The organism is Paraburkholderia unamae, assembly GCF_003268775.1.
GTDB classification, from domain to species: domain Bacteria; phylum Pseudomonadota; class Gammaproteobacteria; order Burkholderiales; family Burkholderiaceae; genus Paraburkholderia; species Paraburkholderia unamae.
In genome coordinates, this window is sequence record NZ_QLSU01000054.1 from 1 (window position 1) to 12,442 (window position 12,442).

The window sequence follows — 12,442 nt, forward strand, 5'->3', positions numbered from 1 at the left end:
AAGAGTTATCCACACCGGAATAGATGTACTACGCTGTCTCGGGGTGGGTCAAATTTAGATGAAAACTGTGGGTCAGGATTCGGTGAACGCCAACAACTCGATTTCTTCTGTATCCAACGCTACTTTCGAAGCATCTAAGCCTAACTTCCCCGGCGCACTCGTACATTAGGTGGCTAACCGTTTCAGCTCTTCGAAATCCGCAACGACATGCCGATCGCCCTGATCCTGTCCCTTAATCGATACCAGCTTGTCGGATGGCACAGCAAGAGAAACACGACCCGCTGAATTCCGGGTATTTTGCACTGTTGAATGACGCCGTTCTCCCGATGGCCCCGACAAGTCGCCGCGCCTGACCGGGTGAACGTCACCCTCGTGACGGAGGCTCAATTGAAGGGACACCGAGTCTTTCCGCTTCATCTCCTCATCTGGATCGTGTTCGCGTTCCTGCTTCTGTTTGTGGGCGTCCTGGTAACCAGTGCGGGGTTCTTCATCACGCGGGATATTCTCCAGTCCGCAGCTAGTGATTCCGCCCGGCGCATAGGCCGCGAAATTATGCTGGATGTTGAAGGTTATGTAACACCGGCCGAAATGGCGGTGAGGCTGATCAGTCACAGTAGCCTGGCCGACGCAACAACGCTCGATACAAGGATGACGCGGCTTGCGCTGCTGCGCGACGCGCTTGAAACGTCACCAGTGCTGCAGTCCCTGTATGTCGGCTACGCGACCGGCGACTTCTTCTATGTGAGGCATTTGTCGAACGACGCGGACCGGTCAATGTTCGCCGCCCCAAAGAATGCGGATTACATGGTCCAAAGCATTACCCGGGACCGGCAGGGACCACAGGGGCGCAACATCTACCTGGACAGAGCATTGGTGCCGATCGAGACGGCGGACGACCCAACCTTCGCGAGACAATACGACCCAAGAAGGCGCCCCTGGTACATCGAGGCAGTCTCCGCTGGCGATCTGATCCGAACTGCGCCCTATGTTTTCTTTACAGATAAGGGCGCTGGCGCAACGCTCGCGATTCCAGCCAGCAACAAGGGGGCCGTTGTCGGCGGTGACATCCGGCTGGACATGCTGGGACAGATGCTCTCGCACATGCGACGTACGAGCCACACCGTGATCGCTCTCCTCGACGTCAACGGCCACTTGCTGGCCTCCGGTTCGGACATCGGCGGTGCTTCTGCTGCGCAGGTCACCGAAGGCCACGCACTATTGCGGCCGGCCAGTGAATACGGCGTACCGGTTCTCACCCATCTGGCGTCGAGGGCCGCCGCACTCGGCGACGCTACGCAAATGGATGAGATTGCAAGGATCGGCGGGCGTGACTGGTACACGTGGGTCGAGCGTCTGGTTACCGGTGGCGGCAAGCCGTATTTCCTGGTATTGGCCATACCCCAGGACGAACTGCTGACTGGGGCGAAGCGACAGGCGCAGGCGGCATTGGGGCTGACGATCCTTGTTCTTCTAATCGCAATTCCGGTCACATGGCTCTTCGCTCGTGCCATATCCCGTCCGCTTCAGGTGCTTGCTGGTCAGGCCGCGGCAATTCGCCGACTCGAGTTCGGCGAAACTTTTGTGATCCGGTCGCGGGTCAGCGAGGTGAACGGCCTGTCGCGCGCGATGGACGAGATGCGCCTCGCCATTCGCAGGTTTCTTGACATCATGCGTGAGGTGGCTTCCGAACCTGATCTGGACCGTCTGCTGCCGCAACTGATGAAGGAAATTATGCAAGTGGCCGGCAGCACGGCGGGCGCACTGTACCTCGTGCAAAACGAGGTAATGGGGCCCGTGTATGGCTGGTCGGGTGGTGCAGGCGAGATCACTTCGGCGTTGAGCAGCATGCCGCTCTCGGCCGCGCCACCGATTGTGCATCGGGCTACTGCAGAAGGTGCAGTTTGTGCAAGTGCGCTTGCGGACGCCGCCGACTTGCGTGACCAGATTGGTCAGCTCGTCTCAGGCAACGCAACCCACGTGGCGATTGTCCCGCTGATCAACCGGCAGCGTGATCTGGTCGGCATGATGCTGTTGCCACGTGGCAGACCATTCGAGACCCCGGAACTGGCTTTTATCGGTGCACTGGCGGGGCTGCTTGCCAATTCGATTGAGGTACGCGGTCTGCTCAAGACGCAGCGCGAACTGTTCGATGACTTCATCCGAATGATTGCCGGTGCGATTGATTCGAAGAGTCCGCACACAGGAGCCCACTGCGCGCGCGTGCCCGAGGTAGTAAAACTGATCGCCAAGGCGGGCTGCGAGGCACGCAACGGTCCCTTCGCGGACTTCGCCATGAGCGCGGCCGACTGGGAGGTGTTGCATGTCGCGGCGTGGTTGCATGACTGCGGAAAGGTGACCACTCCCGAGTACGTTATCGACAAGGCCACGAAGCTCGAAACACTGCATGACCGGATCCATGAAATCCGCATGCGCTTTGAGGTGCTCAAGCGGGACGCCGGGATTCGGTGCCTGCAGGAAAGGCTTGCAGGCGCGGACGAAGCGACAGCGACAGCGAAGCGCGATGTCGAGTTCCGGCAGCTCGATGACGACTTTGCGTTCGTCGCGGCCTGTAACCTCGGCGCCGAGTACATGGAGGAGACGCGCATCGAACGGCTGAAGTCGATTGCGTCGCGGACCTGGCTGCGCACACTCGATGACCGGATCGGTATCTCACAGGAAGAGTTATCGCGCAAACTGCGCACGGCGCCTGCATCATTGCCTGCCGTCGAGCCTCTGCTTGCGGACAGGCCCGAACACTGCATTGAGAGGTGCGCATCGGACCGGATCCCGCCCGACAACCCCTGGGGCTTTCACCGCGACACCCCCGAGCTGCTTTATAACCGCGGAGAGATGTACAACCTTTGTGTCGGAAGAGGCACCTTGAGTGCCGAGGAGCGGTACAAGATCGAGGATCACATTGTGCAAACCCAGATCATGCTGTCCCGTCTGAACTTTCCAAAGTATCTGCGCCGCGTACCGGAGATTGCTGGCAATCACCACGAGACAATGGATGGTACGGGTTATCCGAGACGGTTGAGGAAGCAGGAGATGAGCACCCTTGCCCGCATGATGGCGGTGGCCGATGTCTTCGAAGCCTTGACCTCGAAGGATCGCCCGTACCGGAAATCGAAGACACTTTCAGAGGCGGTGCAGATCATGGCCTCCATGAAGAAGCGAGGACAAATCGATCCCGATATATTCGAACTCTTTCTGTCATCCGGCGCATACCGGACGTATGCCGAGCGCTTCATGTCTGCCGAACAGCTGGACGAGCTCGATATCCGGCGATACGTCGGATCGTGGCAAGAGCGCGCGGATTCGGCCGGGCGCTAGCCGCGGAGGTAGCTCCCGGTATCGTGGCGAACGGGGTTGCGAGCTGCGGGATGACCGTCCCACTCCCCTACCTGCGCCTGTAAATGCCACAGTGCGACCGGCAGAAACGGGTCGGTTTCGTTCAAAAACGCCCCAACGCCATCTGTTACGCGGCATAGATCACATCATCGATGACGGGCATCGAGGCATCGCCCAGACTGAAGCGATCGACCGGAGAGTCTCATAGGACCATCGTCCGATTGAATCTCACCCCGTGCGTGCCACTATTCGCAGCAGGCATGTAGCCGGCTTTGACGTTCGGCGCCAGACGCGTCTGATGGCTCACCAGGGGCAGTGGTAGAAAGCTGGATTCCTGACGAGCCTCGCCTGCATGGCAGGCATGACTCGCTTTAGGCACGCTCTGGTGGAAGGTGCCCGGCCACGTTTGAGGCTATCCTGCGCGTGAGATCAAACTGCGTCGCGTTATTGCCGCAGACCGGCAGAGACACACTCCACCAGGCGCCCGCTACCCTCATGTATCCGCTCTCCTCCGCGCTGGTGGTCCTCGCGCTGCTCTTGCTGGGCGCGCTGATCGGCGTCGTCGTGCGGCCGCTGCTGCCTGAAGAACACAAGGCTCACCAGACCGTTCAGCTCGTGCATCTTGTCGATGGCATGCTGGTTACGTTCGCGGCACTTGTCCTCGGTCTGATGACCGCATCCGCGAAAGGCACCTTCGACAGCGCGTCGGATGACTTCCGTGCCCTCGCCTCAGACATCGTCCAGTTCGATAACACGGCACGCGAGTTTGGCGGGGACGCTGATCAGGTACGCAGGCTGATGCGAGCATATCTGGCGGCGACCATTGCCAGCACGTGGCGTCACGAGAAGCCGCCGCCCGGGGACTTCTATCCGCGGGAACTCACGCCGAAGGATGTGACGGAAAATCTCGACGATGTCCAGCTCGACCACATGTTGAACCTGGCCGGCATCGAATGGCGCCGCCTCGTCGCACATGACCGCAATCATCAGGATCTGCTCGATGATGGGCGAGACCAGTTCTCGCGAATCGTCCAAGCTCACTGGAAACTCATCCAGGAGGTCCACAGCTCCATTTCGCTGCCGTTTTTCATGACCCTCGCCTTCTGGCTGTTTGTTATCTTTCTGAGCTTCGGATTGATGGCGCCGCGCAATCCGCTCGTGCTCATCACGATCACACTCGGCGCGATTTCGATCGCTTCCGTTGCCTACGTCATCGTCGACCTCGACACCCTCTTTCGAGGAATGATCGTCGTGTCGAGCCAGCCGCTACGTGACGCGCTCACTGCGATAACGCATTAGCGTTAGCAAACTGTCGGCGATCCACTGCCGTCTGATACGCGCCCCTTTAGAGCCAACCCTCGCTTACTGCTCGAGTGCGACAGATCGCCACACGGCCGCCCCGACGCAAAGGACCATATTGCAACGCAACACGACTGCGCGCGATGTGCTGCGGCTGAACCAAGGCGAGATTATCGAAAATCGCAGCTGTGTATTGCGCCCAGCCGGTGCCATTCTCCCGAAATTCGCATGTTCCTCCTGTTTAATTAAGGAATCCTGAAATGAGTGAAAACCTCTGCTACATGATCGTGGCAATTGTGTCGCTCACTGCGATCGCCCTGAGCATGGCGCACGTCATGCCGCTTTGACGCGAGGCGAACTACATGCTGCGTTTAGCTAATTGATATCTCGGGATGGAAGTTCAGATGGAAATAACCGGATCGCAAGAACAGCATGCTGAGTGCGCCGGGTGTGAAAACCCGCAACACCGCGCAAAGGCCAGGCACCGACATAAAAGGCACAAGCTGTGGCGGGACGTGAAGTGGGCGGTAATTGCGTTCGCCGTGCTGTGCGCGGCAAACGTGCTGGTGTTCGAACTCCACTGGTAGCGCCTGGCGACTGGAGTCAACCGGACCCGGCCGGCCTTCGCGTTGAATGAATAGTAACGTATGGAAGTCGCATCATGAGCGCACCTGCTGAAAGCGCACCCCGGCAATCGTTGGCGTTACCTGTGCGTCCTCGACGCGCTTCATGGCTGAACCGTGCATTGCCTGTCCTGGTTCTGATGGTGTTGCTGAATCTCGCCATGAATATCGTGCAGACATCGCTTGATTTCGGCAGTCTCAACGAGCAAGCGGCTCGCCGGCTCGACACGCTGGCAACGTCGATTGCGCTGCGCATCCAGGATCGCGCCAGAGCAGTGGATCTCACTTCGTTGTCCGTCATCAACGCCATCGACACGCAAACACTCAGCGACCGCAAACTTGCACAAATCGCCTCGCAATATCGTGATGTCTTGGGTGATGTGTCCATCGCTGTACTCGATCCCTCCGGGCGCATGCTCGCGGCGTCGGATCAGGCGCGAGATTTGCGTGAGTCATGGCTTTCCGTGCTACACAACGAAACAGTCGCGAGATCGGCTGCCTATGCGCAGCCCGTTCACGATGACTCACGCCGGGGTCTGCTCTTCGTGAAGACGCATCGCAGCGAAGCCGGCGCACCCGATGCACGCATTGCCGTGGTGATACCGCTGGACCAGGGGCTGATGAAGGGAGTCGATCTCAGGCCAGGCAGCGCGGCCCTGCTGCGTAACCATGACGACCGGGTGATCGCCCGATACCCCGCCGTTCCTGCACTCGACCCGGGGAATGTGGACCGCAGCGACGGCGCGAAGCATCCGGGGCCGACCGCGTCGACCTGGTACGCAGTCTCCCGATACGACGGTGTGAACCGGCTCGAGACCAAACGGAACATCGCCATCGGTTCATCAAACGACATCTGGAATCTGGATCTCGGCTACGCAGTCGATGAATACCGTCTCCCCTGGCAACGCAGCCTTTCCATAAATCTGCTAGGAATGGCTGTCCAGGTTGCACTGCTTGTCGCGGGAATCGTCATGCTTCGACGTGAGAAACGCCTCCATGAGGAGGTGGATAGCTGGGCAACCCTGGTGACGACTGTCATAAGCGGCATGCCCACGCCAATCGCCCTTGTGGACGCCAACACGGGAAAAATCAGGCTGGCCAACGAAGCGCTCGTAAGCCTTTTCGGCGTGTGGGCCGCTGCCGGCGAGCACTTCTCGGCACTGTATGCAGATCCGTCTGACTGGACAGACATGGCCGTGCACGACGCGGGCGAGCCAGTGGCCATGTCGACGTGCACAGGCCCCGTTGACATGGTTGTGCGATGTTCACGGCTTCCGGGCCAGGACAGCGGAAAACCAGACTTCGGAACGTTGCTGGTCACGCTGACCGACGTCAGCCAGCAATGCGAGCAGATCAGGCAACTGCGCACCGAGGCGGACTTCGACACGCTGACCAAACTGCCCAATCGACGCCATTTCGCCCGCGCAAGTGAGCGTGCTGTGGCGCATGCGCAGCAAAGCCAAAGTCCGCTCTGCGTACTGGCGGTGGACATCGACCACTTCAAGCGGGTCAACGACACGTGGGGGCACGCGGTCGGCGACCGGGTTCTCGAGGCCGTAGCTGACCGGTTCAGTGGCGCACTTCGTGATCAAGACCTGGCCGCCCGGGTGGGCGGCGAGGAGTTCGCGGCGATCCTGCAAGGAGCGTCTTCCGAACAGGCCGAGGCGATCGCCGAACGAATCAGGCTCGCTGTGGCTGGCGCGCCGATTGTGGTGGGAGACGGGACAACCGTTCGCGTGACCGTGAGCCTCGGCCTCGCAAAGTATTGCGCTGGCGAGCCTGATCTCAGCGCTGCGCAGGCCCGCGCCGATGCAGCGCTGTATCGCGCCAAGAACTCGGGGCGCAATCGGGTCGCGGCGGATTTCGACATTGCAGCCGAGGCGGCGCAGGCGTGACGTTCGTCGAATTGACCGGAAAGTCGCGGTCCACCTACAGCATGAAATTGTCCATATCCTGTCGCACCGCGCACTTTAACTACGGCCGCTCGATCCGGTCCTCCGCCATAACAATGGCTAGATGGCTGGTTTGACCTGGGAACGGTCGTCGTGCCAGTGACGGCTGAAAAGACCGCTTCGGGTCGAACTGGGACCGATAAACAATGGCCGAGCTGATTGGCCCGCGTCCGGGCGAATCACCTTGTCGGAACCCGCAGTCCGTCAAGCACCCTCATCTGCCTGCGCCTCGTCACATGCGCCGTCTGCCTTGCAAACCGCGCGCCAACTTGCCTGCTTCACGCCAGCACGATAGTCAGGATGCCTTCAGGTAAGTAGCGCAACGTGCGTGAATGCGTTGCACGATCGGTGAACGATAGTCGAGAAACCAACCGGTGCGCAGGTTGAAGAGCCGGTGCAATCCGCATCGCCCTCCGGAAAGGGGACACCGCTCTCCTCCGCAGCAATCGTGCGGGACGCCGCCTCCAGCCTGGCGCGCTCCAGCCAGTCGCACTCAGCGCCGTTCAAGGCCAGCCAGATCTGCGCCGATTCGATCAGATGATCGGTGCGCAGCCACACGCCCTCGCGGGCGAATGCAAAGATCTGTCCGACCACGAGAAAACACAGCAACTCAGCGCGGGCTTCGTCGTCAAGTTTTCTCTCCACTTCCGCTCCATTGCGTGGGTTGCTCGCGCGGCGGCTACCGGGCTGGCTCCCGCCTGGTGCCCCCTTGGCACTGCTCGAACAATTTACCGCGTCGGACGACAGAGCGCAGAGGCAGTTCGACCAGCAGTGGAATGGCCGATTATCCGCTGATCCATGCGCTGGTGGGACTTTGCTGGATGAACCGTCGTCGATTCGCTCCGACAAGCGCAACACGGCAGCCGACTAGTGAAATTTGTGCGCCTGCCGACGGCGCGCAGTCGCAAGCAGCGCATTATCGCCGGTGTTCTCGTCTGGCGCCGCACCTGAACTGTCTGCCACGACCACATGGACATCCTGCGCAAACGCTTCCTGAAACCGCTCCCGTGCGTGCGCTACGCACTCCGCCTCAGTCCCTTCGCCAGCCGCGGCTACGGCCTGAGCCGCAGCCTTTGCCGCGAGACCGAATACCGCGACGGCTTCGTCCCACGTCAGCCCGCTCGAAATTGCTTCTTCGATGAACCGTTCGACGAGTTCGCCTGCTTTCACCCTCAACATACCCATGAATTCTTCCTCGCCGATACTAGAGCAACTTCAATTGCGCGCGACTGCCATCATCCTGGCTGCGTGCTTCACGCACCGCCCCCGCAGCGACGCGCGAAGATGCAGGCCCGACCTGTTCCTGTCGCGATATCGCTTCCGTACCCTGACACTCTCGCCGCCAGTTAGGGCTCAGGACGACCGAAGAGAACACCACATTGGGCCCGATCTGTATGAAACTGTTCATGGCACCTTCGCCCCGGTTAGCGCCAGGTCGGCGTCGCCGATCACGGCAAAGACTGCTGACGACGTCCGCTCATTCAATCCTGCTACCCACCCGCCGTGAGGATAATCGAGCGCGACGGGCGCACGCAACATCGCCCGAAAGCTCGTCAGATGCCCATCCTCGCTTCGACGTCGCGTGAAGTGAACTGGACGCTCTTCACTTTCACGCACTGACGCGCAGGTGAATATCCACGACATTCGCATCACTTGTGACGTTCAGCGTCGGGATCAGGCACCGGTAGCGTCGACCAAGCGTAACATGCCCTCTGCAGTCTCCGGGTTGGCACTGCGAAACCGGTTCGGGCCCGCCTGCACGTCATCGTTCGCCCGTCGCTGTGTGTGAAGGGCAGAAGCGCACCAGAATGGTGACGCAGACCTGCCTTTCGAGTGTGACGAGGGAGGAATCCGTAATGCTTCGAAGTTTCGGCGACTCTTCCCAGGTGCCTTTCCTGTTCCGTTTCAGAATCAGTCTTCGCGGCGCAGCCATCCTATGCCGTCACCACGGATCAGAACGACAAATGTCAGCAATGTGCCTGGGTCCCTGAAAGCCGGACCTGTGTTGTTCGTGGAGCTGCTGATTGGCAGGTGTCATCCCGGCGTGGTAAAAAGTCGTCCCTTGCGGGTGATCGCCCTTATGCGATGCCGTACTCTCGCGCTTTTCAGGTTTCAAAATCGACAGGATTCAGAAAGTGGCAACTGGCACAGTGAAATGGTTCAACGATGCGAAAGGCTTTGGCTTCATCACCCCGGATGACGGCGGCGAAGACCTGTTCGCCCACTTTTCCGAGATCAAGACGGAAGGCTTCAAGTCGCTGCAGGAAAACCAGAAAGTTAGCTTCGATGTGAAGATGGGGCCGAAGGGCAAGCAGGCCGCAAATATCAAGCCCGCCTGACCGGGGCGCATCGCATCCCGATGTGTGGCCCGCTCTGCGGGCCATTTTTTGCCCTCTAACCATGCCAGACTGCCCACCGATGTCGCGGCCCACAGCACCTCGGGACGCATACGTGGCGAGCCGCCGCGGTCCCGCGCAAAATGCCGGTGACCGGGATTCCGTTTGCCATGTAGATTGCTCAAATCAGGCGAGGCAAGTACCGGAAATTGGCGGCGCTATCCTCGGCAGGTGACCGTCGATGCCACCACCCAGTCGATCGACGTCGGGCGCCGTGCTTTCAGGGGAATCTCGAATGTATCGTTCATTCTCGAGCGCGGCTTCGCTGGTGGCCGGTTGACGGTGGCCAGCGTCATGAGCGGGCTGTGCAAGCCCTCGCTCCATTCGTCGATCCGACGATTCAAGGTGGCAAGCAGAGTACCGCGCCCTCCTCGAAAAAAATATCGGCTTGCCGTCGGCACCGTCGTCCCCCGAGCTATTCGCCACTTCAACTGGCTCAAACGCCCTTGACGCCTCAAGCGGGGTCACGAATGGTTACCTGTATTACTACGGTACTTAATTCGCTATCCTATTTATTTCATATGCTCCACGGAGAACCCGTACTTCATGAAGCCCGTCATCCTCGCCCGGGCGTACATTTACGCATCCTTGTGCAAATGAAGCATCAAATATCAACTGCGCGGCGTTTATAATGATCGTCTTCAGGATGTCACCGCTCGCATGGAGCCCTACTATATGAGTCAAGCCCGCGGGCGATATGCGGGATCCCGCGACAGCGGCCAACGCCAACCTCGCCACGAAAAGAAGCCTCAGCCCAACCGGCAGAGACAGCCGTATGTGAAGGCGGCTGTCCAGGACTCCACACAGACGGCCTCCGTTTTCAAGACACGGTCGTTCCAGTTTCTCGTCAACGCAGTGGGCGCGGAAAATATCGCCATTGCGCTTGAGTCCACGATGACGCGCGTGGCCGAACTCATGAAGGGCGAGAGATTCACACCCGAGACCGCCTTTCATATGGAAACTACGCTCGGGTTGCCGCACGGTTTTTTTGACCAGCCCAATCCCGGGCTCACAGCCGAGACGATCTCCCGGCTGAAGTCGCCACTCGACTTCATTCAAACAGACGACGGACAGGATGGAGAGTCCGAAGCATCCAATCCGGCGTCTGCCCTGACCGTCGATCAGCAACCATCTCTTGAAGACAGTTTGTCCGAGGAAGCGCAAATGCCCAGGCAACCAACCGGCGGTACGACCAAGGCCGTCAAGACCAGTCCTGGCGCTGCGGCCGGACAGCCCGGAGCCCAGACGCCGAAAATAGCTTCGCGTGCAAAAGACAGAACGTCCCCTGAAACGACCAAGCAGCAATCGCTGGCACTCACCGATGGCGCCGACGTAGAGAACATCCGACGTGCGAACCTCCACGTTCTCACGAGTCACAACGGATCGAAAGCAAAGCTTGGTGTGGTCATGGACCTGAGTGGGTCCAACATGGCCCACCGGCTGCATGGCAAGAAACGCCTGGACACGGTTGAAGCAAACCGGTTCACGGAGCGCCTTGGTTTGCCAGCGGGCTGGCTGGACACCCCGCGCTCCGAAGACGATATTCCGGTGTCGGTGTCGCGTATGCTTGCGCCTGCGCCGCGCCGACGTGCATCCGCTCAACAGCCCGAATCGGTTGCGCCTGCAATGAACGATGTGCCAGCGAAGGCCGCCGTTACGAAGGCGCGTGGACGGCGCACGCGGGCGGGCGATGCAGAACGGCCGTCAGCTGTTTCTGCGGATGTCGCAGGTGAGAAAGAGGCGATCGTGACCAGCGAGCAAGATCCTGTAAATGGCTTTCCCGATGACTTTGCCGCTCGCCTGCCTGAAGAAATTAACGACGTTGCCCGGGCAGGCACACCAGCAACCCCTGAGTCGTTCGCCGCGTCCGCAGTACCGCAGCGAAACCCGGCAACCCTCCCCTTCGCTTCCGTGACGAGCCTGGACAATCTTCACGGTATTGAGCCGATAGCAGAAGCCTTGATCAAGACGCTGGCAGGCAAGGCACGCACGGGTCGCCTGGACGAACTAAAAGCCCTGGAACTGCTGCAGCAGGCAATCCTGTTATGAGCCTGTAGTAGCGGACCAGGCTCCTCGCGCCATGATGTACAAGGCGCATCAGGGGGCCCGGTTCCGGTATGCACAAAAGTTGCGCACTGTCAGGTCGACTTGCCATCGACCTGCCTGGCCGGGCTAAAGCAACGTAGACATCCTGTTTTCCATCGTCAGAACCTGATCGTATCGAACGGGACATCGATCCCGTGATGCTGAAGCACAGCGTCCCGAAATACCCGCCATTCACCTCCCCCAGCCGGCTCATGTGTGCAGTGCAGGCATTGGTCCGCACCGGCCAGCTGTTCGGTCACGGTTCGATGCACGTCGATTCCGAAGCGTTTGCTGAATCGCCCCACGCACGAGCCGTCGTGCGCGGTCACCCACACGGTATCGCCCAGCGAGGACACGTCAATGGCGTAAGGTTGCGTCACGTTCATTTCCTGTTAATCCGGCGGCAATCGTGCGTCAGGTCAGCGTTGCCCTGCTTCTGGCAGGCACGTCACCGTCAGTCCCAGCGAGCGGGCGAGCGCCACCGCCTCGTCAGGCGTGTCACAACAGTCGACCCAGAAGTCTGTTCCGGCAACGGCGATTGCGTAGGGAGGAACGTCATCGCCACATTCGTTCTGGCGGTAGATCACAACTTCCGGGCTGCACGAGAGGTAATGTGCCATCTCGCCCCTGCATTCCGGATACACCTTCGCAACATGTGCGCATTGCGCAGCTGACATCGTTTTCATCTTCTCTCTCCAATGCCGCGTCGCCATCATCACTCGAGGCATGACTCGCC

The 12,442-nt window shown here is 59.9% G+C and carries 9 protein-coding genes; 5 read left to right on the forward strand and 4 right to left on the reverse strand.

Annotated features, from left to right (window positions below; translation table 11 throughout):
- Nucleotides 1-309: 309 nt before the first annotated feature.
- The 3 genes from C7401_RS43165 (at nt 310) to C7401_RS46230 (ending at nt 7,168) form a co-directional block, all read left to right on the forward strand.
- Complete coding sequence (locus C7401_RS43165) at nt 310-3,333, forward strand: HD domain-containing phosphohydrolase (RefSeq protein ID WP_112178179.1); 3,024 nt, start codon at nt 310-312, stop codon at nt 3,331-3,333.
- Between the two features lie 513 nt (nt 3,334-3,846).
- Nucleotides 3,847-4,650, forward strand: coding sequence for a bestrophin-like domain (locus tag C7401_RS43170; protein WP_112178180.1), 804 nt, complete (start codon nt 3,847-3,849; stop codon nt 4,648-4,650).
- A gap of 1,594 nt (nt 4,651-6,244) precedes the next feature.
- Nucleotides 6,245-7,168, forward strand: coding sequence for a GGDEF domain-containing protein (locus tag C7401_RS46230; protein WP_373864499.1), 924 nt, complete (start codon nt 6,245-6,247; stop codon nt 7,166-7,168).
- 363 nt (nt 7,169-7,531) lie between these two features.
- Here the strand turns inward: C7401_RS46230 and C7401_RS43185 are convergent, their stop codons facing one another.
- Nucleotides 7,532-7,870, reverse strand: a complete 339-nt coding sequence (locus C7401_RS43185) for a hypothetical protein (protein WP_112178183.1) — start codon at nt 7,868-7,870, stop codon at nt 7,532-7,534.
- Between the two features lie 222 nt (nt 7,871-8,092).
- The gene (locus C7401_RS43190; RefSeq protein WP_112178184.1) at nt 8,093-8,410 is read right to left on the reverse strand and encodes a hypothetical protein; all 318 of its coding nucleotides are present in this window, start codon (nt 8,408-8,410) and stop codon (nt 8,093-8,095) included.
- A gap of 950 nt (nt 8,411-9,360) precedes the next feature.
- On the opposite strand from C7401_RS43190, the gene C7401_RS43195 reads away from it, so the two are divergent.
- Nucleotides 9,361-9,564 carry a cold-shock protein gene (locus C7401_RS43195; protein WP_042293433.1) on the forward strand — a complete coding sequence of 68 codons (204 nt, stop codon included), beginning with the start codon at nt 9,361-9,363 and terminating at the stop codon, nt 9,562-9,564.
- 732 nt (nt 9,565-10,296) lie between these two features.
- Nucleotides 10,297-11,670, forward strand: coding sequence for a hypothetical protein (locus C7401_RS43200; protein WP_112178220.1), 1,374 nt, complete (start codon nt 10,297-10,299; stop codon nt 11,668-11,670).
- Nucleotides 11,671-11,825: 155 nt separating this feature from the next.
- Here C7401_RS43200 and C7401_RS43205 read toward each other — a convergent pair whose 3' ends face one another.
- Nucleotides 11,826-12,092, reverse strand: coding sequence for a hypothetical protein (locus C7401_RS43205; RefSeq protein WP_181565837.1), 267 nt, complete (start codon nt 12,090-12,092; stop codon nt 11,826-11,828).
- A gap of 33 nt (nt 12,093-12,125) precedes the next feature.
- Nucleotides 12,126-12,392, reverse strand: coding sequence for a hypothetical protein (locus C7401_RS43210; RefSeq protein WP_165841821.1), 267 nt, complete (start codon nt 12,390-12,392; stop codon nt 12,126-12,128).
- Between the last annotated feature and the right edge of the window lie 50 nt (nt 12,393-12,442).

Bases quoted from the DNA above. Each gene is read 5' to 3' on its own strand.
- C7401_RS46230 (WP_373864499.1), top strand. From the start codon at position 6,245: ATGCTTCGACGTGAGAAACGCCTCCATGAGGAGGTGGATAGCTGGGCA.
- C7401_RS43205 (WP_181565837.1), bottom strand. From the start codon at position 12,092: ATGAACGTGACGCAACCTTACGCCATTGACGTGTCCTCGCTGGGCGAT.
- C7401_RS43210 (WP_165841821.1), bottom strand. From the start codon at position 12,392: ATGAAAACGATGTCAGCTGCGCAATGCGCACATGTTGCGAAGGTGTAT.
- C7401_RS43190 (WP_112178184.1), bottom strand. From the start codon at position 8,410: ATGGGTATGTTGAGGGTGAAAGCAGGCGAACTCGTCGAACGGTTCATC.
- C7401_RS43170 (WP_112178180.1), top strand. From the start codon at position 3,847: ATGTATCCGCTCTCCTCCGCGCTGGTGGTCCTCGCGCTGCTCTTGCTG.
- C7401_RS43200 (WP_112178220.1), top strand. From the start codon at position 10,297: ATGAGTCAAGCCCGCGGGCGATATGCGGGATCCCGCGACAGCGGCCAA.
- C7401_RS43165 (WP_112178179.1), top strand. From the start codon at position 310: ATGACGCCGTTCTCCCGATGGCCCCGACAAGTCGCCGCGCCTGACCGG.